The sequence below is a fragment of the Tistlia consotensis USBA 355 genome (assembly GCF_900177295.1).
In the GTDB taxonomy this organism is placed as follows: domain Bacteria; phylum Pseudomonadota; class Alphaproteobacteria; order Kiloniellales; family DSM-21159; genus Tistlia; species Tistlia consotensis.
Window position 1 is genome coordinate 23,340 of record NZ_FWZX01000011.1, and the last position, 25,930, is coordinate 49,269.

At 72.3% G+C, this 25,930-nt stretch carries 25 protein-coding genes and 1 riboswitch; of the genes, 11 read left to right on the top strand and 14 right to left on the bottom strand.

Annotated features, from left to right (window positions below):
• Positions 1-70 precede the first annotated feature (70 nt).
• Positions 71-1,732 (top strand): acyl-CoA synthetase, encoded by a 1,662-nt coding sequence (locus B9O00_RS14510; protein ID WP_085123408.1) that lies wholly within the window; start codon positions 71-73, stop codon positions 1,730-1,732.
• Between the two features lie 94 nt (positions 1,733-1,826).
• Positions 1,827-3,572, top strand: coding sequence for a sensor histidine kinase (locus tag B9O00_RS14515; protein WP_085123409.1), 1,746 nt, complete (start codon positions 1,827-1,829; stop codon positions 3,570-3,572).
• 218 nt (positions 3,573-3,790) lie between these two features.
• On the opposite strand, the gene B9O00_RS14520 is transcribed toward B9O00_RS14515, so the two are convergent.
• Positions 3,791-3,958: a YdcH family protein gene (locus B9O00_RS14520; RefSeq protein WP_085123410.1), complete on the bottom strand. Its 168-nt coding sequence runs from the start codon at positions 3,956-3,958 to the stop codon at positions 3,791-3,793.
• Positions 3,959-4,093: 135 nt separating this feature from the next.
• On the opposite strand from B9O00_RS14520, the gene B9O00_RS14525 reads away from it, so the two are divergent.
• The gene (locus tag B9O00_RS14525) at positions 4,094-4,723 is read left to right on the top strand and encodes a UbiX family flavin prenyltransferase (RefSeq protein ID WP_085123411.1); all 630 of its coding nucleotides are present in this window, start codon (positions 4,094-4,096) and stop codon (positions 4,721-4,723) included.
• Between the two features lie 12 nt (positions 4,724-4,735).
• Here B9O00_RS14525 and B9O00_RS14530 read toward each other — a convergent pair whose 3' ends face one another.
• Positions 4,736-5,236 (bottom strand): TIGR02444 family protein, encoded by a 501-nt coding sequence (locus B9O00_RS14530; RefSeq protein WP_085123412.1) that lies wholly within the window; start codon positions 5,234-5,236, stop codon positions 4,736-4,738.
• Positions 5,233-6,333, bottom strand: coding sequence for an ATP-dependent 6-phosphofructokinase (locus B9O00_RS14535; protein WP_085123413.1), 1,101 nt, complete (start codon positions 6,331-6,333; stop codon positions 5,233-5,235). Before B9O00_RS14535 ends, B9O00_RS14530 begins: the two co-directional genes overlap by 4 nt.
• A gap of 132 nt (positions 6,334-6,465) precedes the next feature.
• Here B9O00_RS14535 and B9O00_RS14540 point away from each other — a divergent pair, with 132 nt between their 5' ends.
• Positions 6,466-6,687: a YdcH family protein gene (locus tag B9O00_RS14540; RefSeq protein ID WP_085123414.1), complete on the top strand. Its 222-nt coding sequence runs from the start codon at positions 6,466-6,468 to the stop codon at positions 6,685-6,687.
• A 16-nt stretch (positions 6,688-6,703) separates the two neighbouring features.
• Here B9O00_RS14540 and B9O00_RS14545 read toward each other — a convergent pair whose 3' ends face one another.
• Entirely contained in the window at positions 6,704-7,321 is a 618-nt protein-coding gene (locus tag B9O00_RS14545; RefSeq protein ID WP_200808516.1) for a GGDEF domain-containing protein, read from the bottom strand.
• A gap of 404 nt (positions 7,322-7,725) precedes the next feature.
• On the opposite strand from B9O00_RS14545, the gene purE reads away from it, so the two are divergent.
• Positions 7,726-8,223: a 5-(carboxyamino)imidazole ribonucleotide mutase gene (purE, locus tag B9O00_RS14550; protein ID WP_085123416.1), complete on the top strand. Its 498-nt coding sequence runs from the start codon at positions 7,726-7,728 to the stop codon at positions 8,221-8,223.
• Positions 8,216-9,322, top strand: coding sequence for a 5-(carboxyamino)imidazole ribonucleotide synthase (locus B9O00_RS14555; protein ID WP_085123417.1), 1,107 nt, complete (start codon positions 8,216-8,218; stop codon positions 9,320-9,322). The genes purE and B9O00_RS14555 overlap by 8 nt, the downstream gene beginning before the upstream one ends.
• Before the next feature lie 74 nt (positions 9,323-9,396).
• Here the strand turns inward: B9O00_RS14555 and serA are convergent, their stop codons facing one another.
• Complete coding sequence (gene serA, locus B9O00_RS14560; protein WP_085123418.1) at positions 9,397-10,980, bottom strand: phosphoglycerate dehydrogenase; 1,584 nt, start codon at positions 10,978-10,980, stop codon at positions 9,397-9,399.
• Between the two features lie 89 nt (positions 10,981-11,069).
• Positions 11,070-12,245, bottom strand: coding sequence for a phosphoserine transaminase (locus B9O00_RS14565; protein WP_085123419.1), 1,176 nt, complete (start codon positions 12,243-12,245; stop codon positions 11,070-11,072).
• 258 nt (positions 12,246-12,503) lie between these two features.
• On the opposite strand from B9O00_RS14565, the gene B9O00_RS14570 reads away from it, so the two are divergent.
• A complete protein-coding gene (locus tag B9O00_RS14570) occupies positions 12,504-14,282 on the top strand; it encodes an SLC13 family permease (RefSeq protein ID WP_085123420.1) in 1,779 nt (592 codons plus the stop codon).
• Between the two features lie 37 nt (positions 14,283-14,319).
• Here the strand turns inward: B9O00_RS14570 and B9O00_RS14575 are convergent, their stop codons facing one another.
• From B9O00_RS14575 to B9O00_RS14590, 4 genes are read right to left on the bottom strand one after another with little or no spacing between them, the layout of a single operon-like run.
• The gene (locus B9O00_RS14575) at positions 14,320-14,919 is read right to left on the bottom strand and encodes a histidine phosphatase family protein (RefSeq protein WP_085123421.1); all 600 of its coding nucleotides are present in this window, start codon (positions 14,917-14,919) and stop codon (positions 14,320-14,322) included.
• Positions 14,919-15,422 carry a MaoC family dehydratase gene (locus tag B9O00_RS14580; protein WP_085123422.1) on the bottom strand — a complete coding sequence of 168 codons (504 nt, stop codon included), beginning with the start codon at positions 15,420-15,422 and terminating at the stop codon, positions 14,919-14,921. Before B9O00_RS14580 ends, B9O00_RS14575 begins: the two co-directional genes overlap by 1 nt.
• 51 nt (positions 15,423-15,473) lie before the next feature.
• Positions 15,474-16,325: a PhzF family phenazine biosynthesis protein gene (locus B9O00_RS14585; RefSeq protein WP_085123423.1), complete on the bottom strand. Its 852-nt coding sequence runs from the start codon at positions 16,323-16,325 to the stop codon at positions 15,474-15,476.
• Between the two features lie 42 nt (positions 16,326-16,367).
• A complete protein-coding gene (locus tag B9O00_RS14590; RefSeq protein ID WP_085123424.1) occupies positions 16,368-16,604 on the bottom strand; it encodes a DUF1127 domain-containing protein in 237 nt (78 codons plus the stop codon).
• A 132-nt stretch (positions 16,605-16,736) separates the two neighbouring features.
• Between B9O00_RS14590 and B9O00_RS14595 the strand changes: the two genes are divergently transcribed.
• The 4 genes from B9O00_RS14595 (at position 16,737) to B9O00_RS14610 (ending at position 20,609) form a co-directional block, all read left to right on the top strand.
• Complete coding sequence (locus B9O00_RS14595; protein WP_085123425.1) at positions 16,737-18,137, top strand: aminotransferase-like domain-containing protein; 1,401 nt, start codon at positions 16,737-16,739, stop codon at positions 18,135-18,137.
• 50 nt (positions 18,138-18,187) lie between these two features.
• A riboswitch (FMN riboswitch) is annotated at positions 18,188-18,353 on the top strand.
• A gap of 85 nt (positions 18,354-18,438) precedes the next feature.
• Positions 18,439-18,945: a 6,7-dimethyl-8-ribityllumazine synthase gene (locus tag B9O00_RS14600; RefSeq protein WP_085123426.1), complete on the top strand. Its 507-nt coding sequence runs from the start codon at positions 18,439-18,441 to the stop codon at positions 18,943-18,945.
• A gap of 182 nt (positions 18,946-19,127) precedes the next feature.
• Entirely contained in the window at positions 19,128-19,712 is a 585-nt protein-coding gene (locus tag B9O00_RS14605; RefSeq protein WP_085123427.1) for a PAS domain-containing protein, read from the top strand.
• 327 nt (positions 19,713-20,039) lie between these two features.
• The gene (locus B9O00_RS14610; RefSeq protein ID WP_085123428.1) at positions 20,040-20,609 is read left to right on the top strand and encodes a PAS domain-containing protein; all 570 of its coding nucleotides are present in this window, start codon (positions 20,040-20,042) and stop codon (positions 20,607-20,609) included.
• A gap of 2 nt (positions 20,610-20,611) precedes the next feature.
• Here the strand turns inward: B9O00_RS14610 and thiD are convergent, their stop codons facing one another.
• The 4 genes from thiD to ftsH form a co-directional block, all read right to left on the bottom strand.
• Positions 20,612-21,442, bottom strand: coding sequence for a bifunctional hydroxymethylpyrimidine kinase/phosphomethylpyrimidine kinase (gene thiD / locus B9O00_RS14615; protein ID WP_085123429.1), 831 nt, complete (start codon positions 21,440-21,442; stop codon positions 20,612-20,614).
• Positions 21,439-22,788, bottom strand: a complete 1,350-nt coding sequence (glmM, locus tag B9O00_RS14620; RefSeq protein ID WP_085123430.1) for a phosphoglucosamine mutase — start codon at positions 22,786-22,788, stop codon at positions 21,439-21,441. Before glmM ends, thiD begins: the two co-directional genes overlap by 4 nt.
• A 48-nt stretch (positions 22,789-22,836) precedes the next feature.
• Positions 22,837-23,868, bottom strand: coding sequence for a dihydropteroate synthase (gene folP / locus B9O00_RS14625; RefSeq protein ID WP_085123431.1), 1,032 nt, complete (start codon positions 23,866-23,868; stop codon positions 22,837-22,839).
• Between the two features lie 115 nt (positions 23,869-23,983).
• Positions 23,984-25,912: an ATP-dependent zinc metalloprotease FtsH gene (gene ftsH, locus B9O00_RS14630; RefSeq protein WP_085123432.1), complete on the bottom strand. Its 1,929-nt coding sequence runs from the start codon at positions 25,910-25,912 to the stop codon at positions 23,984-23,986.
• Positions 25,913-25,930: the final 18 nt, after the last annotated feature.

Below are 25,930 nucleotides of genomic sequence, written 5' to 3' on the forward strand. Positions count from 1 at the left end.
CGCCGACGACGGCCGGAAGTCGCCAGCCGGCTCTTGCGGCCGCAGCGGTCGAGGCTTAATCACGAGAGTCATGAGCACGACCACCGAGCGTCCGGTCGCCAGCCGGCGCAGCGCCTTCGAGCAGGACCTGGAGCGCGGGCCCGCCAACCATCGCGCGCTCTCGCCGCTCGGCTTCCTGCCGCGCACCGCGGCGATCTACCCGGACCGCCTCGCGATCGCCCACGGCCGGCGCCGCTACAGCTGGTCCCAGGCCTACGAGCGTTGCCGGCGCCTCGCCTCGGCCCTCGCGGCGCGCGGCATCGGCCTCGGCGACACGGTCGCCGCCATGCTGCCGAACATCCCGGAGATGTGGGAGGCGCACCACGGCGTGCCGATGACCGGCGCGGTGCTCAACGCGCTCAACACCCGGCTCGACGCCGAGACCCTCGCCTTCACGCTGGAGCACGGCGAGGCCCGGCTGCTGATCACCGATACCGAGTACCACCCGGTGATCGAGCGGGCGCTCAAGATCCTTGGCCGGCCGATCCCGGTGGTCGACGTCGACGACCCCGAGGGGCCGGGCGGCGAGCGGCTCGGCGAGACCGACTACGAGAGCTTCCTGGCCGGCGGCGACCCCGCCTTCGAGTGGTCCCTGCCCGAGGACGAGTGGCAGGCGATCGCGCTCAACTACACCAGCGGCACGACAGGCGACCCCAAGGGCGTCGTCTACCACCACCGCGGCGCCTACCTGAACGCCCTCGGCAACGTCATGACCTGGCAGATGCCGCAGCATCCGGTCTACCTCTGGACGCTGCCGATGTTCCACTGCTCGGGCTGGTGCTTCCCCTGGACCGTCACCGCCCTGGCCGGCACCCACGTCTGCCTGCGCAAGGTCGAGACGGCGGCGATCTACCGCGCCTTCGCCGAGGAGCGGGTGACCCACCTCTGCGGCGCGCCGATCGTCATGCAGATGATCCTGGCCGCCGACGCGGCGCAGCAGAATTCCTTCGACCAGCCGGTCAAGATGATGACCGCGGCGGCGCCGCCGCCGGCCTCGGTGCTGGCCGGCATGCAGGCCCAGGGCATCGAGGTGACCCACGTCTACGGCCTGACCGAGGTCTACGGGCCGGCCGTGGTCTGCGCCTGGCACGGCGAGTGGGACGAGCTGCCGATCGAGCAGCAGGCCGAGCTGAAGGCGCGCCAGGGCGTCGCCTATCCGGTGCTCGACGGCCTCGGGGTCTTCGATCCCGAGACCCTGGAGCCGGTGCCGCACGACGGCGAGACCCTGGGCGAGGTCGCGATGCGCGGCAACATCGTCATGAAGGGCTACCTGAAGAACCCCGACGCGACCGGGAAGGCTTTCGCCGGCGGCTGGTTCCGCACCGGCGACCTGGGCGTCGTGCAGCGCGACGGCTACCTGCAGCTCAAGGACCGCTCGAAGGACATCATCATCTCGGGCGGCGAGAACATCTCCTCGATCGAGGTCGAGAACGCGCTCTACCGCCACCCGGCCGTCGCCGCGGCGGCGGTGGTCGCGCATCCCGACGAGAAGTGGGGCGAGACGCCCTGGGCCTTCGTCGAGCTCAAGCCCGGCGCGAGCGCGAGCGAGGCCGAACTGGTCGAGCACTGCCGCTCGGTGCTGGCCCACTACAAGTGCCCGCGGCGCGTCCTCTTCGAGGCGCTGCCCAAGACCTCGACCGGCAAGATCCAGAAGTTCGAGCTGCGCCAGCGGGCCCGCGCCGCGGCCGGCTGACGGCACCCGCCGGCGACCGGCAATTCACGGTTTGTTAGGCTGGCGCGGCCTAGCGTCCACACCCCATGGGTGAACAGAGAAGCGGGGGGTCGCGATGTCGGCGGCGTCGCCCGACCTTTCGTCGCGTCGTCTGAAGCGGGTCACGCTGTTCGGCAGCCTGGCCATCGCCGTCCTGCTCGTGCTGTTCGTCGGCGCCAGCCTGTGGAGCGAGCGGCGCGAGACGCTGCGCGCCGCCGAGAACCTCGCGCTCAGCCAGCTGCAGTCCTTCGCCCATGCGATCGGCCTGACCCTGGTCGGCGTCGAGACGGTGCTCGACGTCGCGACCGCACGGGTCGCCGCCGACGGACCGGGCGATCCCAGGCTCTCCGACTACCTGCACAACCTCGTCCGGCGCATCGGCAGCCTGCGGGCCGTCCTGGTGATCGACGGCGAGGGGCGGATCGTCGCCGATTCGCGGCCGGGCCGGCCGGCGGTCGGCTTCAATGCCGGATCGCGCAGCTACTACCTGCTGCCGCGCGCCGGGCGCATCGGCAAGATCTTCATCGGCCGGCCGGTGCTGTCGTTCCTCGACGGCCAGTGGGCGCTGCCGCTGTCCAAGGCGGTGCGCGGCCCGCAGGGCGAGCTGCTCGCCGTCGTGGTCGCCTCGATCTCGCCGCGCAGCCTCGCCGAGGGCGTCCCCGCCAGCGACATCGACCAGAACCGCCGGGCCCTGCTAGCGCGCGCCGACGGGGCGCTGCTGATGCAGCTGCCCGGCAACGGCTTCTGGCCGCGCACCAGCCTGGCGGACACGCCGCTGTTCGAGCAGCATCTGCGCCGGGACGGCCTGGGCGTCTTCGAGACCTCCTCGCTGTTCGACGACAAGCGGCGGCTGGTCGCCTACCGGCGGCTCGAGGGCTTCCCGCTGGTCGCGGCGGTCGGCCTGACGGACGCCTTCGTGCTGCAGAGGTTCTGGTCCCACCTCTTCGGCTTCACCGGGCTGCTGCTCGTCGCCCTCGCCGTGCTGACCGGCGCGACGGTGCTGCAGCTGCGCTCGGTCTCGGCGATGAGCCGCCGCAACCGCGAGCTGGCCCAGGCCTACCGCATCGCCTACGGCGCCAACCGGGCGAAATCGCAGTTCCTGGCGCGCATGAGCCACGACCTGCGCACCCCGCTCAATGCCATCGCCGGCTTTTCGGAGCTGATGACCCTCGGCATCCTGGGGCCGCTGCCGGAGCGCTACCGCCAATACGCCGAGCACATCCGCTCGAGCTCGCTGCACCTGCATTCGCTGGTCCAGGACCTGCTCGACCTGTCGCGCGCCGAGTCGGGGCGGCTGACGCTCAACGACGAGGAGGCGGTGGCGATCGGCAAGCTGGTCGAGGACTGCCTGAACCTGATGGAGGGGGCCGCGCGCGACCGCTCTGTGCGGCTGGACAACCGCCTGCCGAGCGAGACGCCGCGGGTCTACTGCGATCCGATCCGGATCAAGCAGATCCTGATCAACCTGCTGACCAACGCCGCCGACTACCTGCAGCCCGGCGCCGTGGTGCGCCTGGAGCTGGAGCGCGGCGCCGAGGGCGACCTGCGGCTGGTCGTCGCCGACGACGGGCCGGGCATCGCGCCCGAGATCCTGGCGGCCGCCCAGGGCGACGACGAGCAGCTCGATCCCCTGGTCGCCGCCAAGACCCGGGGCAGCGGCCTGGGCCTGTCGATCGCCTTCGCCCTGGCGCGCCTCCACGGCGGCGTGCTGGAGATCGACAGCGGGCCGGACCGCGGCACCTGCGCCGTGCTGCGGCTGCCCGCGAGTCGGGTGCTCGCCACGACCTCGGCGACCGAACCGGGCCTGCGCGAGGTCGGCTGAGCCTATATCCTGATGGTAGAATACGGGGCCGGGCTGCACCGCCCGGGCGATTCTGCCGGGCCGCTTTCGACTGTTCCCGGCCGTCGCTCGAACGGCGAGGGCGAGAGGACGGCCCGCGGGCCGAGACCGGGACGACGCGGGCCTCGGCGTCTGGAGCGGGATCCTTGCGGACCGGAAGGGCGCGGGAAGGCCGGCGCCCCGGCCCGGGGGATCGGGTGCTAGTGCAGTTCGTGCTGAGCGATTTCGTCCTTGATGCGCAGCTTCTCGCGCTTCAGGGCGTGCAGGGTGGTCTCGTCGGGGTGGGGTCGGAGGCTCTCCTTCTCGATCTGCTGCTCCAACTCCGCATGCTTGGCGCGAAGAGCGTCGACGTGCTCCTGCAAAGACATGGGACCCGTCTCCCTTTAGTTTGACAGCCGTTCATGCTAACGCCGGCTCGGCTGGGGTGCCAAGCGGCCTCCCCCTCTAACTTGTGGATTTCCGATCCGGCTTCAATCGGGCGGGTGGATGGTGAGAACGGGGCGATGGGCAGGACGGCACGGCTGATCGTCGGCATCACCGGCGCGAGCGGCGCGGTCTACGGCGTTCGCCTGCTCCAGGCCCTGCGCCCGCTGCCGGTCGAGACCCACCTGGTGGTCAGCCGCTCGGCCGAGGTCACGCTGGCCTACGAGACCGACATGAAGCTCGCCGAGGTCCAGGCGCTCGCCGACGTGGTGCATCCGGTCGAGGACATCGGCGCGCCGATCGCCAGCGGCTCGTTCCGCACGCTCGGCATGGTCATCGCGCCCTGCTCGGTCCGCAGCCTTTCCGAGATCGCCTGCGGGGTCACGGCCAGCCTGCTGACCCGCGCCGCCGACGTCGTGCTGAAGGAGCGCCGGCGCCTGGTGCTGATGGTCCGCGAGACGCCGCTGCACAGCGGCCATCTGCGCAGCCTGCTGGCGCTGTCCGAGATGGGCGCGGTGATCGCGCCGCCGGTGCCGGCCTTCTATGCCAACCCGGGCAGCATCGAGGAGCTGGTCGACCAGTCCGTCGGCCGGGTCCTCGACCTCTTCGAGCTCGACAGCCCGCTGGTCCGCCGCTGGGGCGAGCCCGGGCCGGACGGCCGCGTCGAGCGCGCCGCCAAGCGGCGGGGGAAGAAGTCGCTCCTCTCCTGAGGGGGCGCGGTGTCAGTCGAGCGCCGACAGCAGCGCCGCCAGCTCCGGGGCCTCCGCGCCGGCGTAGGCCAGCAGGTTGGCCTGCGCCGCCTCGCGGTCGGCGGCGGCCGGCGCCAGCGGCAGGGCCTCGTGCAGCAGGTCCTGCTCCAGCCGCTCGGCCTCCAGCTCGTCGCGCTTGATCCGCTGGCGCAGGGCCTCGTGCCCCGCGCCGGGCAAGCCCTTCAGCCGGCGCCTGACGCTGCGTAGCGGCCGCACCACCTGCTCGTGCCAGGGCGCCGCGGCGGCCAGCAGGGCCGCCAGTTCGCCGGCCTCCAGGCGCCGGCCGCAGCGGCCGGCCCAGAGGCAGAACAGCAGCAGGTTGACGTCGAGGCCCAGGCGGTCCTGCAGGGCCAGGCAGGCCTCGGCGACGCCGGGCCGAGCGTAGGTCGCGAGCGAGAAGGCCCAGAAGGGGTTCGACCCGGCGCGCGGCCCGGCGCGCGGCCCGGCGCGCGGTTCGGGCGGGACGCCGCTCAGGACGGATCCTCGCCGACGTAGATGCCGAGGCCGCGCGCGGTGTGCACCAGGGCCCCCTGCGGGTCGACTCGGTGCGGCCGGTCGACGACCTCGGCGAGCGGCAGGTCGACGACGTTGCGCCCGCTCCAGGCGACCATGCGGTCGCTCTGCCCGGCGGCCAGCAGGTCGACGGCATGGACGCCGAAGATCGAGGCCATCAGGCGGTCGCGCGGCGTCGGCGTGCCGCCGCGCTGGACGTGGCCGAGCACGGTCACGCGCACCTCGGCTCCCGTCGTCTCGGCGATCCGCCGGCCTATGTAGTGGCCGACGCCGCCGTAGAGCGCCTGGCCCGAGTCGCTGTGACCCTGGACCACCGGCGTGCCGTCCTCGCGGCGCACCGCCTCGGCGACCACGACCAGGGCGAAGTTGCGGTCCTCGGCGCGCAGCGCGTTGATCTTCCCGGCGATGCCCTCGATCCGGTAGGGCAGCTCCGGGATGATGATCACGTCGGCGCCGCCCGAGATGCCGGCCGACAGCGCGATGTGGCCGGCGTCGCGGCCCATGACCTCCAGCACCATGACCCGGTCGTGGCTGGCCGCCGTCGGCTGCAGCCGGTCCAGGGCGTCGGTCGCGACCCAGAGGGCCGTCGCGTGGCCGATCGCGACCTCGGTGCCGACGACGTCGTTGTCGATCGTCTTGGGGATGCCGATCAGCGGGATGCCGCCCTGCTGGGCGAGGCGCCGCAGGATCGACAGCGAGCCGTCGCCGCCGATGCCGATCAGGCCGTCCAGCTCGAGGGCCCGGAAGCCTTCGATGATCTCGTCCGAGCGGTCCCTGACCGTACCGTCGGGGTAGGGGAAGGCGAAGGGGTCGCCCTTGTTCGTGGTGCCGAGGATCGTGCCGGCCATGCGCAGCAGCATGCCTTCGAAGCGGTGCGGCGTCAGCGTCTCGGCCTCCGGCGGCCGCGACAGCAGGCCGGCCGTGCCCTTGTGCAGGCCGACAACCTGCCAGCCCTGGCCCTCGACGGCGCGGTGGACCACGGCGCGGATCGCCGCGTTGAGGCCGGCGCAGTCACCGCCGCTGGTCAGCAGGCCGATGCGTTTCTTGCCCTTGTGCAGTTCCGCCTCCTCTCGATCGCCCGGTGGGTTCCGCGCCGCCGGCGCGCTACGATCCGCGGCGCGTCTGAACTATACTACAGGCGCCGGTCGTGGTTCTAAGCCGGCCGGCGCCACCCCGAGATGAGGACCCTGATGAACGATGACGGCGAGTGGGACGACGAGCGGGCTTCGCTGCACGCGCGTTTGCAGCGGCTCAAGCTCGAACATCGCGACCTCGACGACGTCATCGACCGCCTGCTCGAGCACGCGCCCTTCGACCAGCTGCAGCTGCAGCGGCTGAAGAAGCGCAAGCTACTGCTCAAGGACGAGATCGCCCGGCTCGAGGATCAGTTGACCCCCGACATTATCGCCTGACCGGTCGAGGGAAGCTCTAGCGGGTCGTCGCGCTGGCCAGCTTGTGCGCGTACATCTTCTGGTCGGCGGCGTGCAGGGCGTCGTCGACATGTTCGCCGCTCGAGAAGGCATGGACGCCGACCGAGATGCCGACCTGGAGCAGGTCGCCCTTGTGCTCAAGCGGCGTGTCGACGATCGAGCTGGCCAGCTCGTGGCCCTTGGCCTCGCCGGCTTCGGCGTTGGCCTGCATCAGGATCACGCCGAACTCGTCGCCGCCGAGGCGCCCGACCACGTCGGAGCTGCGCAGGTTGCGCAGCAGGACCTCGGCGACGTGCTTCAGCACGGCGTCGCCGACGCTGTGGCCGTAGCTGTCGTTGATCTGCTTCATGCCGTTGACGTCGAAGTAGAGCACGCTGCCCGGCACGCCGTAGCGCTCGGAATAGGCCATGAAGCGGCTGAGCTCGCGCACGAAGGCGCGACGATTGACCACAGGCACCAGCGGGTCCTGATCCGACAGCTCCTCCAGGAAGCCGATGCGCTTCTTCGCCTGCTCCAGCTCCTCGCGCAGCCGGTGCACCTCGTTCATCAGCTGGCCGAGGGCGGCGCGCACCTTGGGCGTGAGCTCGGGCTCCGGCACGCCCATGACGGAGGTCACGTCGGCCGGCGCCCTGACCTCCGTGGCGGCGGCAGGGGCCGCGGGCGCGGCCGGGCGAGCGGCACCGACCCCGGCGACCGCGCCGGTACCCCCCAGAGGCCGCGTCGACGACGTCCTGCTGACCTTCATGCGGCTTCCTTCGGACCTCTTCCGGTGGCGGGCGTCCCGATTGCGTCCGGGCGCAGCTTGTCCCGTCGGAAGGTTAGTCCGGCAAAGGTAAACGCTTCGTTCATTTCTCGCCTTCGGCGCCGCTTTGCGGCAGTCTCCGCCGGCACGCCGGCTTGGGCTTGTCAGCGCAACCGGCGATTTCGATAATGCGGCCCCTCGCTTCGACGGAGCGTGCGGGGGTCCGGCGCAGGGGCGCGCGGGACGCATCAGGCGGGGCGGGGACGGACGAAGGGATCATGGAGGGCAGCGCACAGCCGGTCGGTATCGTCATGGGCAGCCAGTCGGACTGGCCGACCCTGCGCGTCGCGGCCGAGGTGCTCGAGGCTCTGGGCGTCGGCCACGAGGCGCGCATCGTCTCGGCCCACCGGACGCCGGACCGCCTGGTCGACTACGCCAAGGGCGCGAAGGCGCGCGGTCTGCGGGTGATCATTGCCGGCGCCGGCGGCGCGGCCCATCTTCCCGGCATGATTGCCTCCATGACAACCCTGCCGGTGCTCGGCGTGCCGGTCCAGTCGCGGGCGCTCAAGGGCCTCGATTCGCTGCTGTCGATCGTCCAGATGCCGGGGGGCGTGCCGGTCGGCACGCTCGCCATCGGCGAATCGGGCGCCCGCAACGCCGGGCTGCTCGCCGCCTCGATCCTGGCGCTGTCCGATCCGGCGCTCGACGAGCGGCTCGAGCGCTGGCGGCAGGCGCAGAGCGACTCCGTGGCCGAGACCCCGCGCGACGATGCCTAGAGCCCGCAAGGCACCGATCGCGCCGGGCGCCACCGTCGGCATCCTGGGCAGCGGCCAGCTCGGCCGCATGATCGCCCTCGATGCCGCGCGGCTCGGCTACCGCAGCCACGTCTTCGGGCCGGGCGCCGACGATCCGGCGATGCAGGTCACCAACCGGGCGACGGCGGCCGCCTACGACGACGAGGCGGCCCTGGCCGCCTTCGCCGCCGCCTGCGACGTCATCACCTACGAGTTCGAGAACGTGCCCTACGCGACCGCGGCCTTCCTGGCCGACCGGGCGCTGGTGCGGCCCGGGCCGAAGGTCCTGCAGATCTGCCAGGACCGGCTGCGCGAGAAGGACTTCTGCAATTCGATCGGCGCGCCGACGACCCGCTATGTCGAGGTCGGCGGGCCCGAGGCCGTGGCCCGCGAGCTGCGCGAGCTCGGCGCGCCGGCGATCCTGAAGAGCGCCGTCATGGGCTACGACGGCAAGGGCCAGGTCCTGGTCAAGGCCGACAGCGACCCCAAGGCGGCCTGGGAGCAGATGGCCGGCCACGCGCCCGACGCGATCGGCATCCTGGAGGCCCTGGTCGACTTCCGCATGGAGATCTCGGTGATCGCCGCGCGCGGCCTCGACGGCCAGATCATGACCTACGTGCCGGTCGAGAACCGCCACCGCCACCACATCCTCGACGAGACCCTGGCGCCGGCGCGCCTGCCGCCGGCGCTCTCGGACAAGGCCGAGGGCCTGGCCCGGCTGATCGCCGAGAAGCTGGAGCTGGTCGGCCTGGTCGCGGTCGAGATGTTCGTCACCTCCGACGACCGCATCCTGATCAACGAGCTGGCGCCGCGGCCGCACAACTCCGGTCACTGGACCATCGACGCCTGCGTCACCTCGCAGTTCGAGCAGCTGGTCCGCGCCGTCTGCGGCCTGCCGCTCGGCTCGACCCAGCGCCACGCCGACGCGATCATGAAGAACCTGATGGGCGACGAGGTGAGCCGCTGGCTCGACGCGGTCGGCGAGCCGAACTCCAAGCTGCACCTCTACGGCAAGGCCGAGCCGCGGCCCGGCCGCAAGATGGGCCACGTCACCCGGCTGCTGCCGAAGCGCGAGGGCTAGAATCGTCCGACCAGGGGCCGAGGCGCCGGCCGCGCCGCTGCGCTGCGATCGGATCAGGCCCGGTCGTCCCGCCCTCAGAAGCTCAGCGGCTCGGCCTGCTTGATCTGCGGCAGGGCTCGGACCCGCTCCAGCACCGCCGCCGGCAGCGGCTCGTCGAGCTCGATGAGAGCGATCGCCTCGCCGCCGCGCTCGGCGCGGCCCAGGTTGAAGGTCGCGACGTTGATGCCGGCCTCGGCCAGGGTCCGCGACAGGTCGGCGATGGCGCCCGGCTTGTCGTTGTTGGTGATGTAGAGCATGTGCGGGCCGAGCTGGGCCTCGAGGTCGATGTCCTTGACCGAGACCAGGCGCGGCTTGGTGCCGCCGAACAGCGTGCCGGCGACGCTGCGCTCCTGGCGCTCGGTGATCACCGTCACCCGCAGCAGGGTCTGGTAGTCGCAGTCGCGCTCGTGCTTGGTCTCGGCGACGTCGATGTCGCGCTGCCGCGCCAGCTCCTGGGCGTTGACCATGTTGACCGAGTCGAGCATCGGGCGCAGCAGCCCGACCAGGGCGATCTGGGTCAGCGGCCGGGTGTTCAGCGAGGCGACCTGGCCCTCGTACTCGATGCGCACGCCCTTGAGGCCGCTATGGGTCAGCTGGCCGGCGAAGGAGCCGAGCTGCTCGGCCAGCGTCATGTAGGGGCCCAGGCGCTTGGCGTCCTCGGCGGTCAGCGAGGGCATGTTGACGGCGTTGGAGACGGCGCCCGAGACCAGGAAGTCGGCCATCTGCTCGGCGACCTGGACCGCGACCTTCTCCTGCGCCTCGGCGGTCGAGGCGCCGAGGTGCGGCGTGCAGACCAGGTTCGGCGTGCCGAACAGCGCGTTCTCCTTGGCCGGCTCCTGCTCGAAGACGTCGAGCGCGGCGCCGGCGACCTGGCCCGAGTCGAGCGCCGCCTTGAGGTCGGCCTCGACGACCAGCCCGCCGCGCGCGCAGTTGATGATGCGCACGCCCTTCTTGCACTTGGCCAGGGCCTCGGCGTCGATGATGCCGCGGGTCTGGTCGGTCAGCGGCACGTGCAGCGTGACGATGTCGGAGCGCTTCAGCAGCTCGTCGAGCTCGACCTTCTCGACGCCCAGGTCGTCGGCGCGGTCCGGCGACAGGAAGGGATCGTAGGCGACGACCTTCATGCGCAGGCCGATCGCGCGGTCGGCGACGATCGCGCCGATGTTGCCGCAGCCGATCACGCCGAGCGTCTTGCCGGTCAGCTCGACGCCCATGAACTTCGACTTCTCCCACTTGCCGGCCTGGGTCGAGCGGTCGGCCTCGGGGATCTGGCGGGCGAGCGCCAGCATCAGCGAGATCGCGTGCTCGGCGGTGGTCACCGAGTTGCCGCCCGGGGTGTTCATCACCACGACGCCGAGCCGGGTCGCGGCCGGCACGTCGATGTTGTCGACGCCGATGCCGGCGCGGCCGACGATGCGCAGCTTGCCCGTGACGCCGGCCTCCAGCACCGCGGCGGTGACCTTGGAGGCCGAGCGCACCGCGATGCCGTCGTAGTCGGCGGCGGCGGCGACCAGCTCGTCCGGCTTCAGGCCGGTGCGGACGTCGGCCTCGATGCCGCGCTGCTGGAACACCTCGACGGCGAGCGGGCTGAGGTTGTCGGCGATGAGAACCTTGGGCATCAGTCTCTTTCTTCCCCCCGGGAGAGATCAGAGGAACGGGCCGGCACGCTCGCGCCGGCCCCGACGGTTGACGGTCGAGGGGCGGCCGCTCAGGCAGCGGCGCGCGACTCGGCCTTGGCGGCGGCGTAGGCCCAGTCGAGCCAGGGCAGCAGGGCCTCGATGTCCGAGGTCTCGACCGTGGCGCCGCCCCAGATCCTGAGGCCGGCCGGCGCGTCGCGGTAGGCGCCGATGTCGTAGGCGACGCCCTCGGCGTCGAGCTTGGCCACCAGGGCCTTGATCAGCGCGCCCTGGGCGTCATCCGCCTGGCTCGCGAACCAGGGGTCGACGACCTTGAGGCAGATCGAGGTCGAGGAGCGGATCTCCGGGCGCTCGGCCAGGAAGCCGGCCCAGTCGGAGGCCTCGACCCAGGCCTCGACCGCGGCCAGGTTGGCGCGGGAGCGCGCGACCAGGGCCTCGAGGCCGCCGATCTGCTCGGCCCAGCGCAGGCCGTCCAGGGCGTCCTCGACACAGAGCATCGAGGGCGTGTTGATCGTCTCGCCCTTGAAGATGCCCTCGATCAGCTTGCCGCCCTTGGTCATGCGGAAGATCTTCGGCAGCGGCCAGGCCGGGCTGTGGCTCTCCAGCCGCTCGACCGCGCGCGGGCCGAGCGCCAGCATGCCGTGGGCCGCCTCGCCGCCCAGGACCTTCTGCCAGGACCAGGTCACGACATCGAGCTTGGCGAAGTCGAGCGGCATCGCGAAGGCGGCCGAGGTCGCGTCGCAGATCGCCAGGCCGCCGCGGTCGGCGGGGATCCAGTCGGCGTCCGGCACGCGCACGCCCGAGGTCGTGCCGTTCCAGGTGAAGACCACGTCGCAGTCCCAGTCGACCGCCGAGAGGTCGGGCAGGGCGCCGTAGCCCGCCTCGAGCACCCGCGCGTCCTTGAGCTTGAGCTGCTTGACCACGTCGGTCGCCCAGCCGGAGCCGAACGACTCCCAGGCCAGCATCTCGACGCCGCGGGCGCCGAGCAGCGACCAGAGCGCCATCTCGACCGCACCGGTGTCGGAGGCCGGCACGATGGCGAGCCGCCAGTCCGACGGCAGGCCGAGCAGCGTCGCGGAGCGCTCGATGACCTCGGCCAGCCTCGCCTTGCCGACCTTGGCGCGGTGCGAGCGGCCGACGACGGCGCCCGTCAGCGCGGCGGGCGACCAGCCGGGCCGCTTGGCGCAGGGACCCGAGGAGAAATTCGGGTTGGCCGGGCGGCGCCCCGGCTTCGCGGCGGACGTCATGGTCGAGTCGTTCCTTCGCGTTAAATGGTCGTTCGGGAGATAAAGCGCGGCGGATACTAGGCGCCATGCTGCGGTGCGTCAACGCGAGCCGCCGGCCCGCCGGTCATGGCCGTCATGTCGGCGCCGCGCCTCGCCCCTCGCCCCCGATGGCGCATCCCGGCTAGACTGTTAACCGCGCAGGCTGGCACGGGCGGAACCGGGCAGGGGGCAGGGGCCCCCGCGGCCCATCGCCACATACTGAGGAATCCCTGAGCCGCGATGACCACGGAGCAGATCCTGCTCTTCGCGATCCTGGGCGCGGCGCTGCTGCTCTTCGCCTGGGGCCGGCTGCGCTACGACCTGGTGGCGATGCTCGCGCTGCTGGTCGCGGTCGTGGCCGGCATCGTGCCGGCCGACCATGCCTTCGACGGCTTCGGCCATCCGGCCGTGATCACCGTCGCGGCGATCCTCATCCTGTCGCGGGCGCTGCGCAACTCCAGCCTGGTCGACCTCGCGGCGCGCCTGCTCGGCAGCCTGGGCCACCGGCCCTCGATCCAGGTCCTCGGCCTCGCCCTGGTGACCGCGATCTTCTCGGCCTTCATGAACAACGTCGGCGCCCTGGCGCTGATGCTGCCGGTCGCGCTCGCCGTCGCGGCCGAGGCCAAGCGGCCGGCCAGCGAGGTGCTGATGCCGATCTCCTTCGCCTCGCTGCTCGGCGGCCTGACGACCCTGATCGGCACGCCGCCGAACATCGTCATCGCCTCGTTCCGCGCCGGCGAGGCCGGCCAGCCCTTCGGCATGTTCGATTTCGCGCCGGTCGGCCTCAGCATCGCCCTCGTCGGCGTCGTCTTCGTCGCGCTCGTCGGCTGGCACCTGCTGCCCAAGCGCCAGGAGCAGCAGACCGGGCAGAGGCCCCTGGTCGCCATCGAGGACTACGTCACCGAGGTGCGGCTGCCGGCCAAGTCGGCCTACGTCGGCCGCCGCCTGGTCGACATCGAGACCCTGGGCCAGGCCGACCTCTCGGTCGTCGCCCTGGTGCGCAACGACGACCGCATCCTGGCGCCCTCCGGCTTCATCCGCCTGCAGGCCGGCGACATCCTGATCCTCGAGGCCGACGCCGAGGCCCTGCAGCTGGTGCTCGACAAGGCCGAGCTGGAGCTGGTCGGTGCCGCCGACATCTCGGCCGGCGACCTGCGCTCCGACCGGGTCGGCCTGGTCGAGGCGGTGATCGTGCCGGGCTCGCGGATGGAGGGGCGCACCGCCCGCTCGATGCGCCTGCACACCCGCTTCGGCCTCAACCTGCTGGCCTTCGCGCGCCAGGGCGAGGAGCAGCACGAGCGGCTCGGCCAGGTGCGCTTCGCCGCCGGCGACGTGCTGCTGCTGCAGGGCGAGCGCGAGGCGCTGCCCGACGTGCTGGCCGCGCTCGGCTGCCTGCCGCTCGCCGGGCGCGACCTGCAGCTGCGCCGGCGCGGCGGCTCGCCCTGGTCGCCGCTGATCTTCCTGATCGCCATCGGCACGGTGGTCGCCGGCCTGCTGCCGCCGCAGATCGCCTTCCTCGGCGCGGCGATCGGAACCCTGGCCGTCGGCGACGTGCACTTGCGCGAGCTCTACGAGTCGATCGAGTGGCCGGTCATCGTGCTGCTCGGCGCGATGATCCCGGTCGGCATGGCGCTCGAAAGCACCGGGGGCTCGCAGACCGTCGCCGTGCCGCTGCTGCACCTCGGCGGCCACGCGCCGGCCTGGGTCGTGCTCGGCCTGCTGATGGTCGTGACCATGCTGCTCTCGGACATCATGAACAACGCCGCCACGGCGGTGCTGATGGCGCCGATCGGCATCACCGTCGCCCACGGCCTGGGCGCCAGCGTCGACCCCTTCCTGATGGCCGTCGCGATCGGCTCGTCCTCGACCTACCTGACGCCGATCGGCCACCAGTCGAACCTGCTGGTCATGGGCCCCGGCGGCTACCGCTTCTCCGACTACTGGCGGATGGGCCTGCCGCTCGATCTGCTGATCCTGCTGGTCGGACTGCCGATGATCCTGCTGATCTGGCCGCTGTAAGGGGGGGCGGGCCGGTGCCGACCCGACTGCAAACCCCTCAGATGCCCGTCTCGAAGCGCGCGACCGTGCCGGCGGCGAGGCGGTAGAAGGCGTCCTGGGGGAAGTCCTGGGTGACGATCTCGGCCGGCGCCAGCCCGGCGTAGAGGCCGCGCGCCAGCATCGAGGTGCCGCCGTGCAGCACGACGACGACGATGCCGGGCAGGGATCGGATGCGCTCCAGCCAGTCGGCGATGCGGCGCGAGGCCTTGGCGTAGCTCTCGCCGCCCTCGGGCGCGAAGGACCAGCGGTCGGCCTCGCGCCTGGCCCAGAGCTCGGGCTGCTGGCGCCGGAGGTCGGGCTTGCGGAGGCCCTGCCAGGCGCCGAAGTGCAGCTCCATCAGCTCCGGCAGGAACTCGGCGCTGTCGAAATCCAGGCCGGCGGCCTCGCAGACCAGCGCCGCGCTCTGCCGGCAGCGGCCGAGCGTCGAGACCTGCAGGTTCGGCCGCTCGCCGCCGAGCAGCGGGCGCAGGCTCTCGCCCATCGCCCAGGCCTGCTCGGTGCCGAGCCGGGTCAGCGGGGCGTCGAGCTGGCCCTGGATGCGGCGCGTCCGGTTCCAGACCGTCTCGCCGTGGCGCAGCAGGTAGATCGCCTCGGCCATCAGCCGGCCCCCGGGCGGCGGCGCAGGAGGTGGATGGCGACGACGGTCATGACCGTCTCGCCGCGCTGGTTGATCATCTCGTAGCGCAGCCGGGCGCTGCCGCGGTCGGGCCTGCTGCGCGACGGCCGCACCTCGACGACCTCGACCTCGGCATGGATCGTGTCGCCCGGGCGCACCGGCTTCAGCCAGCGCAGCTCGTCCATGCCCGGCGAGCCGACCGAGGCGGCGTTCCAGACGTTCTCCTGCTGGAACAGCCGGAAGCCGACCAGCAGGGTGTGGAAGCCGCTGGCGATCAGTCCCTCGAAGCCCCAGCCGGCCGCCGCCTCGGCGTCGAGGTGGAACGGCTGCGGGTCCCATTGCCAGGCGAAGTCGAGGATCTGCGCCTCGCTCAGCGTCGCGCCGCGACTGACGAAGCGCTCGCCGACCGTGAAGTCGTCGAGGTAGCGGACGGCGACGGGCGAGGCGCCCGTCGCCGGGAGGGGCTTGCCGGCAGGACTGTCCATGCCGGTTTTCTAGAGCATTCCCGGCCGCTTCGCACCTGCGCGCGACGCGGGTCAGGCCGCCGTGACGGGCAGCTCGATGACGCCCTCGAGATAGGGCGCGACCCGGCCGCTGATCGCGACCCGCGCGCCCTTCAGCTCGAGCGCGAGCTCGCCGCCGCGCGCCGACACCTGGCGGGCCGAGAGCGCGGTCTTGCCGAGTCGCCCGGCCCAGTAGGGCGCCAGAACGCAGTGCGCCGAACCGGTCACCGGATCCTCGTCGATGCCGGCGTGCGGCGCGAAGAAGCGCGAGACGAAGTCGTGGTTGCGGCCGGGTGCCGAGACGATCAGCCCGTCGTGCGGCAGCGCCGCGAGGCGGCGCAGGTCGGGCCTCGCCGCGAGCACCGACGCTTCGTCGGCCAGCACCGCCAGGGCCTTGTCGGCGGCGAGCACCGCCTCCGGCTGCTGGCCGAGCGCCTCGGCGACGGCTGTTGCGGCCGCGGCGTCGAGCGGCTTCGGCGGCAGGGCCGGGAAGTCCATGGTCAGGAGGCCGCCGTCGCGGCCGTCGCCGGTCACGGTCAGGGCCCCGGAGCGCGTGTGGAAGCGCACCGTCGCGGCGCCCGGCGCCAGCCAGCGCTGCACGGCGGCGGCGCTGGCCAGGGTCGCGTGGCCGCAGAGGTCGACCTCGATCGCCGGGGTGAACCAGCGCAGGTCGTACTCGACCGCGCCGTCCGCACCCCCGGCCGCCCCCCCGTCCGCCCCACCGTCCCGGCGGACCAGGAAGGCCGTCTCGGCGAGGTTGTTCTCCAGGGCGATCGCCTGCAGCGTCGCGTCCGGCAGCCAGCGGGCCAGCGGCACCACGGCGGCGGGATTGCCCGTGAAGGGCCGGTCGGCGAAGGCGTCGAGCTGGTAGAGAGGCAGGCGCATCGATTGTCTCCGTTACAATATGGTCGGTCTGGAGGACAATCGTCAGTCCCGCCAGAAGGGCTTCTCGCCCTCGCGCAGCGCGTCGACGCGGCTGATCCCGATGTCCTTCAGCATGTGGTCGTCCATCTCGCGCAGGCGCAGCCGCTCGTTGGCCCGCTCCTGCCAGAGCAGCAGCAGGCGGACGAGGCCCAGCAGACCGTCGGCGAGCGAGATCCGCGGGTAGAAGCGGGCGCCGGGCCGACGTGCGGCGAAACCGGCGGGAAGGGTGCGACTGGCCATCTTTCGGCTCCTCTGTCAGGCGTTTGGGCGACTGCCTCTTCCGGTCTTGTCGGCCATTGTCCCAGGGCGTCCCGATCGCCTCTATCCGGATATTGCTTGAGACAATGGCCCGTCAATGTCATTATTGTGCCCATGACAACTTGGACACCTTCCCTGCCGCAGCGCGGCCCGCGCTATCTCGCGATCGCCGAGGCGCTGGCCGCCGACATCTCCAACGGCCGGCTGCCGGCCGGCGCCAAGCTGCCGACCCACCGTGACCTGGCCTGGAACCTGAAGGTTACGGTCGGCACCGTAACGCGCGCCTATCGCGAGGCGGAGCGGCGCGGCCTGGTGGTCGGCGAGGTCGGGCGCGGCACCTACGTGCGCGACGCCAAGGCGGCGGCCGGCTTCCGGGTCGGCGCGCACATCCCGCTGGAGCAGGCACCGAACGCCTTCGACCTGCACTTCGCGGCCCCCCCGCCGGTGCCGGCCGGGCGCGCGCTGGCCGAGGCGCTGACCGAGATGGCCGGCGATCCGGAAACCGAGCGCTACCTCGCCTATCCGCCGAACGAGGGCTATCCGGCGCACCGCGAGGCCGCCGCCGCCTGGCTGGCCGAGACCGGCTGGCAGGCCGATCCGGCACGCATCATCATCACCAACGGCGCGCACCACGGGGTGATGGCGGCGCTGCTCTCGCTCTGCCGGCCCGGCGAGCGGGTGCTGGTCGAGCCGCTGACCTATCCCGGCGTCCAGCCGATCGCCCGGCTGCTCGGCATCAAGCTGGAGCCGGTGCCGGTCGATGCCGACGGGCCGCTGCCCGACGGCGTCGAGGCGGCGCTGAGGGCCCACGGCGGCGCCGCCGCGCTCTACCTGGTGCCGACCATGCAGAACCCGACGACCGGGACCATGGAACTAGCGCGCCGCGAGGCACTGGCCGAGGTCGCGCGCCGGAACCGCCTGCCGGTCATCGAGGACGACCTGTTCCGCCTGCTCGGCAACGACGTGCCCCTGCCCTTCGCGGCGCTGCTGCCGGAGCTGACCTACCACGTCACCAGCCTGTCCAAGGCCCTGGCGCCGGGCCTGCGGCTCGGCTACCTGGTGCCGCCGCCGGCGCGCACCGAGGCCGTGCGCGGCGCGGTCTTCACCCTGGGCAGCAAGGGCTCGCCGTTCCAGGCCGAGATCGCGACCCGGATGATCCGCTCGGGCAGCGCGTCGCACATCCGCCAGGCGATCCGCGACGAGACCGAGGCGCGCCGCCAGCTCGCCCTGGCGCGCTTCGACGGCGCGGCGATGGCCTGCCCGCCGGGCGCGCTCTTCGCCTGGCTGAGCCTGCCGGAGCAGTGGCGCGCCGAGGAGTTCGTCCAGGCGGCACAGCGCCGCGGCGTCGTCGTCACGCCCTCGCAGCCCTTCGCCGTGCAGCGCCGCTTCGAGGTGCCGGCGGTGCGCCTCTGCCTCGGCCCGCCGGCCAGCCGCGAGGCCCTGACCGAGGCCCTCGACCGCCTCGCCGGCCTGCTCGAGGAGGTCCCGGGCGCGAGCTACGACGGGCTGGCGTGACAAGCCGGCCCCGGCCGCGCTAGAAGGATCCTGCCCCGCCGGCCGGCGGGGCGCGTTCTCGGGGCGGGGTGGAAGTCCCCACCGGCGGTGACGGCGTTCCGGGCGACCGGAGAGCCGAAGCCCGCGAGCGCCCTCCGGGCCGGCGGTCCGGAGGGGTCAGCAGATTCGGTGCGATTCCGAAGCCGACGGTCACAGTCCGGATGGAAGAGAACGGAACAGCGAGGCTTGCGTCGCGCCTTCGGCGCGGGGCGGCGTCGCCGCTTCGTTACGCCCTGATTCTGCTCTTTCGAAGGAGAAAGCGATGAATCAGGTCCCCAATCTCACCAGCAACGACAACCCCGCGGCCGGGGCGGGCGACGCCCCCAGCATCGCCTTCGTCAAGGCGCTCTGGCACGGCCCGCTGGTCGACGCCTGCCACGAAGGCTTCCTGCGCGAGATCGCCCGGCTCAGCAACGGCCGGGCGGCCGTCGAGGCCTTCAAGGTGCCCGGCGCCTTCGAGATCCCGCTCGTCGCCCGGCGTCTCGCGGCGAGCGGCCGCTACGACGCCGTGGTCGGCGCCGCCCTGGTCGTCGACGGCGGCATCTACCGCCACGAGTTCGTCGCGGCGGCGGTCGTCGAGGGGCTGATGCGGGTCCAGCTCGACAGCGGCGTGCCGGTGCTCTCGGCGGTGCTGACGCCGCATCATTTCCAGGACACGGAGCCGCACCGCCTGTTCTTCCAGGAGCACCTGCAGACCAAGGGGCGCGAGGTCGCCGAGGCCTGCCTGTCGGTGCTGACCGCGCACGCGGCGCTGGACCGGGCCGCCTGAGACTCCGGGCCGCCTGAGACTCCGAGCCGCTTAGGCCTTCGGGCCACCTGGGCGTTCGGGCCGCCGGGGGCCGTCCTGCCGTCGCGGCGGGGCGGCCCCGACGGTGCGGAGGCGAGAGCGATTGCCCGGATAGCGGGTGACGTATAGCATCGGGCTCTCGGCCTCACCCCGGAGCGACTGGGATGCCGACGTCAACGGCCGTGCTCGGCGCGGATCTGATCGGAACGACCCGGCAGCTGCTCGCCTACTGGCTCGGCAAGGTCGGTGACCGCGGCATGCCGCGCAAGTCGGAGATCGACCCGACCGAGATCCCGGCCCTTCTGCCCTATCTGCTGGTCTTCGAGCGCCGGGCGCCGGACAGCTTCTCGGTCCGCCTGGCCGGCACCGCCGTCGTCCAGCGGCTCGGCTTCGACCCGACCGGCCATCCGGTGCTCGACGTCATCGCGCCGGCCGCGCGGGCGCCGATCCGGCGCGCGCTCAATCGCATCCTCGACGAGCCCTGCGGCCTGCTGGCCCACGTCCGGGACCGCTACGCCTCGGGCCGGGAAGTCATCGTCGAGGTGCTGCGGCTGCCGCTCAGCAGCGAGGCCGGCGAGCCGCGCTTCATCCTCTGCTCGACCATCGAGACCACGGACCCGACGGTTTGGCGCGGTCCCCAGGACAGGCCGGCGCTGCTCGCCGAGCTGGTCGAGCAGGCCTTCTTCACCTGGAGCCCCGGCCCCGACGGCCTGCCGGTGCTCAGTTCCACCGGCCTGCGCACCGTCTAGCTTGAATTCCTCGTGCCGGAAGGGGGCGACACCGCGCCTGCCGGCTCGATCGGCCATGGGCAGCCGACCGGGGGTCGCTTCGCCCGGGCCGGCGATGCGCCGCGGGCGGCGGATGCCTCGGCGCAGCCGCCTCCGATCGCAACGATCCCGAAACGAAAGCCGTGGTTCGCTGCCGTGTAGCGAGAGATCCGGTGTTCGGCATTGCCGCAGCGTGCGTATGGGGTAGAATAATGCCGAAAGATCTACGCGCTTAGCGCGTGAGATCGCTGGCGCCACGACCGGTTCGGCGGCTCGCCGACCCTACAGCGATAAGGTGGACGATCGGAAATGCCACCCTCCTCGACAGTGATCGCGTCGAGCCTGCTCGAGACCAACAGGCGGTTCCTCGCCTACTGGCTCGGCAAGCTCGAGGGCGAACGCATGCCGCGGAAGGCCCGGATCGACCCGACCGAGATGCCGCGCCTGCTGCCCGACCTGGTGCTCTACGAGCGGCTGTCCACCGCCCATTTCAAGATCCGGCTGGCCGGCACCGCCGTGGTGCGCCGGCTCGGCGTCGATCCGACCGGCACCAACATGCTCGACCTGCTGGCCGAGGCTTCGCGGCAGCCGGTCGAGCGGGCCCTGAACCGCATCCTCGACGAGCCCTGCGCCCACGTCTCGCGGGTCCGGGACCGCTATCTCTCGGGCCGCCAGGCGGTGGTCGAGGTGCTGCGCCTGCCGCTCTGCGACGAGGCGGGCGAGGCGCGCTTCATCATCTCCTCGACCGCCGAGACCGCCGACGAGTTCGTCTGGGCCGACCCCCAGGAGCGCCCGGTGCTGCTCGCCGAGCTGGTCGAGCAGTCCTTCTTCGGCTGGAGTGGCGGCGACGGCGGCGAGCTGCGGGTCGCCGGCCTCTGACGCTACCTCGGGACCGGGAAGTCGCGCACCGTATGGCCGTGGTTGACCGGACCGTTGCCGCGGCCGAGGCCCGGCGCGGTACGGATCGCCTCGCGCAGGTAGGCGCGGGCGCGCAGCACGGCATCGCGCAGGCCGAGGCCCTGGGCGAGGCCGCAGGCGACGGCGGAGGCCAGGGTGCAGCCGGTGCCGTGGCTGCCGCGCGCCGGCAGCCGGGTGTCGGTGAAGACCTCCAGCCCGGCCTCGGTCGCCAGCACGTCGTGGATCGTGTCGCCGACCAGATGGCCGCCCTTGAGCAGCACCGATTCAGCGCCGAGCGTCCGCAGCATGCTCGCCGCCTGGCGCATGGCCTCCAGGTCGGCGATGGTCATGCCGGTCAGCTTCTCGGCCTCCGGCAGGTTGGGCGTCAGCAGCGTCGCGCGCACCAGCAGGTCGCGGTTGAGCGCGCCGACCGCCGTCGGGTCGAGCAGCGAGGCGCCGCTCTCGGCGACCATCACGGGATCGACGACCAGCGGAATGCCGCGGCCGCGCAGCTCCAGCTCGGCGGCGACCGCCTCGATGACCGGCGCTGAGTGCAGCATGCCGGTCTTGATCGCGTCGGCGCCCAGGTCGTCGAGCACCACGGCGATCTGCTGGCGGATGAAGGCGGGCTCGATGCCGACGACGCCCTCGACGCCAAGGGTGTTCTGGGCGGTGAGCGCGGTGATCGCGGTCATCGCGTAGCCGCCGAGGGCGGTCACCGCCTTGATGTCGGCCTGGATGCCGGCGCCGCCGCCGGAGTCCGAGCCGGCGACGATCAGCACGCGGCCCCGCTGGGTCGACCGGGCGTCGGTCATCCGGCGGCGTCCTCGATCGAGCGCGCGATCTCCTCGACCACCGTGACGATCAGCGCCTCGTCCTCGCCCTCGGCCATGACCCGGATCACCGGCTCGGTGCCGGACTTGCGGATCAGCAGACGGCCGTGGCCGTTGAGCCGTGCCTCCCCGGCGGCGATCGCCGCCTTGACGCCGGCCGCCTCGAGCGGCCGTCCGGCGCCGAAGCGGACGTTGCGCAGCAGCTGCGGCAGCGGCTCGAAGACCCGGCAGACCTCGCTGGCCGGGCGGCCGGCCCCGACCAGCACGGCGAACACCTGCAGGGCCGCGATCAGGCCGTCGCCGGTTGTCGAGTAGTCGCTCATCACGACGTGGCCGGACGGCTCGCCGCCCAGGTTGCAGCCGTCGGCGCGCATCCGCTCGACGACGTAGCGGTCGCCGACCGGCGTGCGCGTCAGGCCGATGCCGAGCTCGTTGAGATGGCGCTCCAGGCCCAGGTTGCACATCACCGTGCCGACCAGGCCCTGGCCCTTGAGCTGGCCGCGCGCCAGCCAGGAGCCGGCGATCAGCGCCATGACCTGGTCGCCGTCGATCGGCCGGCCCTTCTCGTCGGCCAGGATCACCCGGTCGGCGTCGCCGTCGAGCGCCAGGCCCAGGTCGGCGCCCTGCTCGACGACCGCCCGGCACATCGCCTCGGGCGCGGTCGCGCCGCAGTCGCGGTTGATGTTGAAGCCGTCGGGCGAGATCGCCAGCGGCACGACCTCGGCGCCCAGCTCGAACAGCACCGCGGGGGCGACCCGGTAGGCCGCCCCCTGGGCGCAGTCGACGACGACCTTCAGGCCGTCGAGGCGCAGCTGCCGGGGGAAGCTCGACTTGACGAACTCGATGTAGCGGCCCGGCGCGTCGTCGAGCCGTCGCGCGCGGCCCAGCCTCGCGGCCGGTACCAGGTCGCCGTCGTGGCCGCCGTCGATGCGCGCCTCGATCTCCGCCTCGACCGCGTCGGACAGCTTGAAGCCGTCCGGGCCGAACAGCTTGATGCCGTTGTCGTCGAAGGGGTTGTGCGAGGCCGAGACCATGACGCCCAGATCGGCGCGCAGGCTGCGCGTCAGCATGCCGACCGCCGGCGTCGGCAGCGGCCCGAGCAGCACGACGTCCAGGCCGACGGCGATGAAGCCGGCGGTCAGCGCCGGCTCCAGCAGGTAGCCGGAGAGCCGCGTATCCTTGCCGATCACGACCTGCGGGCGATGGCCGCCGTCGCGGCGGAACAGGGCGCCCGCCGCCATCGCGACCGACAGGGCGGTCTGCGCGTCGATCGGCGCGACGTTGGCCTTGCCGCGGATGCCGTCGGTGCCGAAGAGCTTGCGTGTCATGGTCGATTCCGGAGCAACGAACGGGAAGCTATAGCAGAAGCCGCGGCGTCAGTGCGCGGCGGCTTCGTCGAGGGCGCGCTGCAGGGCCAGGGCCTGCAGCGTCTCCGGCACGTCGTGGACGCGCAGGATCTGGGCGCCGCGCGCCGCCCCGGCCAGCGCCACCGCCAGCGAGCCGGGCAGGCGGCCCTTGGGCGGCTCGCCGGCCGAGAGGCGGCCGATGAAGGCCTTGCGGCTGGCGCCGAGCAGGACCGGGCAGCCGAGGCCGTGGAACAGCGAGAGACGCGCGATCAGGGTGCAGTTGTGGGCGACGGTCTTGCCGAAGCCGATGCCGGGATCGACGCAGAGCCGCTCCCTCGGAATGCCGGCCGCCGTGCAGGCCTCGAGGCGCGCCGCCAGATGGTCGAAGACCTCGAAGGCGACGTCGGCGTAGCGCGGGTCCTGCTGCATGGTCGCCGGCGTGCCGAGCATGTGCATCAGGATCACCGGCAGGCCGCTGCCGGCGGCGACGGCGAGCGCCTCGGGATCGTGGGTCAGGGCGGTGACGTCGTTGATCACGGCGGCGCCCGCCTCGGCGGCGGCGGCCATCACCGCGGCGTGGCGCGTGTCGATCGAGACGCGCACGCCGGCCTCGGCCAGCGCCGCGACGACCGGCCGGATCCGCGCGATCTCCTCGGCGACCGTGACCGGCTTGGCGCCGGGCCGGGTCGATTCGCCGCCGACGTCGACGAAGGCGGCGCCGGCTCGCCACATCGCGAGGCCGCTCCCGATCGCCACCTCGGGGTCGAAGCGGTCGCCGCCGTCGGAGAAGGAGTCGGGGGTGACGTTGACGATGCCCATGACGGACGGCCGGTCCATCGCCACCCCGGCGAAGGGCGGCCGCGGCGCGCTCAGGGGCTCGAGCTGGGGCTGCGCCGCCTCCGGCAGCTCGGCCAGGGCGCAGGGCTGGCGCTCCGGCGAGCCGCCGTCCCAGCGGCCGAGCTCGACCCGGGCGAAGTGCAGGGCCTGGCCGGCGAGGGCGCGGCCGCCGGGCAGGCGGCGCGGCGTCGGCTCCAGCGGCTCGAGGTAGAAACGCGCGGTCATGGGCTGAGGGGTAGCCTCCCGCTCGGGCGGCGGCAAGCCCGGAAGCCTGCGGCCGAAAGCGGAGCGCCCCACCTGGAGGGGCGGGGCGCTCGTCTTCCGGTCGATGGGGCGGAGCTCAGCTGGCGGGCTCGGGCTCCGGGCCGATGCCGCCCGGGCTGTCCTTGCCCTTGGGCTTGCCCGAGGAGGGCACCGAGGAGCGGCGGCCGCCGCCGGTGCTGGAGCCCATCTCCTTCTCGCGGCGGTCGATGGCCTCGCCCTTGATCACCAGGCGGACCTCGTCGGCGCCGAGGGTCTCGTACTCCAGCAGGCCCTTGGCCAGGCGGTGCAGCTCGTCCATGTGCTCGGTCAGCACCTGCTGCGCCAGGGTCTCGGCGTCCTCGACGATCCGGCGGATCTCCTCGTCGATGATCTGGGCGGTCGCCTCGGAGAGGTTCTGGTGGCGCGCCACCGAGTGGCCGAGGAAGACCTCGTCCTGGTTCTCGTTGAAGCGCAGCGGGCCGAGCTTCTCGCTCATGCCCCACTCAGTGACCATGCGGCGGGCCAGGTTGGTCGCCTGCTGGATGTCGTTGCCGGCGCCGGTCGTGACCTCGTCGCGGCCGTAGATCAGCTCCTCGGCCGCGCGGCCGCCGAACATCATCGCCAGCTTGGCGTGGATCTCGGACTTCTTGTAGCCGTAACGATCCTTCTCCGGCAGGTTCATGGTCACGCCGAGGGCGCGGCCGCGCGGGATGATCGTGACCTTGTGCAGGGGATCGTTGCCGGCGACGTAGAGGCCGACCAGGGCATGGCCCGCCTCGTGGTAGGCGGTCAGCTCCTTCTCCTCCTCCGACATGACCATGGACCGCCGCTCGGCGCCCATCAGGACCTTGTCCTTGGCCATCTCGAAGTCGTTCTGGGTGACGTAGCGCTTGCCGGCGCGGGCGGCGATCAGGGCCGCCTCGTTGACCAGGTTGGCGAGGTCCGCGCCGGAGAAGCCGGGCGTGCCGCGCGCGATGACCTTGGCGTCGACGTCCGGGGCCAGCGGCACCTTGCGCATGTGCACGCGCAGGATCTTCTCGCGGCCCAGCACGTCGGGGTTCGGCACCACGACCTGGCGGTCGAAGCGGCCGGGGCGCAGCAGGGCCGGGTCGAGCACGTCGGGCCGGTTGGTCGCGGCGATCAGGATGACGCCCTCGTTGGCCTCGAAGCCGTCCATCTCGACCAGCAGCTGGTTGAGGGTCTGCTCGCGCTCGTCGTTGCCGCCGCCCAGGCCGGCGCCGCGATGGCGGCCGACCGCGTCGATCTCGTCGATGAAGATGATGCAGGGCGCGTGCTTCTTGCCCTGCTCGAACATGTCGCGCACGCGGCTGGCGCCGACGCCGACGAACATCTCGACGAAGTCCGAGCCGGAGATCGTGAAGAAGGGCACGTTGGCCTCGCCGGCGATGGCGCGGGCGAGCAGCGTCTTGCCGGTGCCCGGCGGGCCGACCAGCAGCATGCCCTTGGGGATCTTGCCGCCGAGGCGCTGGAACTTCTGCGGGTCGCGCAGGAAGTCGACGACCTCCTCCAGCTCCTGCTTGGCCTCGTCGATGCCGGCGACGTCGTCGAAGGTGACGCGGCCGGTCTTCTCGGTCAGCAGCCGCGCCTTGGACTTGCCGAAGCCCATGGCCTTGCCGCCGCCCGACTGCATCTGGCGCATGAAGAAGATCCAGACGCCGATCAGCAGCAGCAGCGGGAACCAGGAGATCAGGATCGAGAGCAGCGGGTTGAGGGTCTCTTCCGGCGCCGCGTTGATCTTGGTGCCGGCCTGGCGCAGGCGCTCGATCAGCGAGGGATCCTCGGGCTTGTAGGTCTGGAAGGCGTTGCCGTTGCGCAGCCGCCCGCTGATCGTGTTGCCCTGGATCGTGACTTCCGAGACGTCGCCCTGCTCGACCGAGTCGATGAACTGCGAATAGGCCATCTGGCTCTGCGAATGCCGGGATCCGCCATCCTGGAACAGGTTGAACAGGGCAACCAGCAGCAGAATGATGATGATCCAGAGAGCGGCGTTGCGCGAGAAATTCAAGGTTGCGTTTCCTTCGCT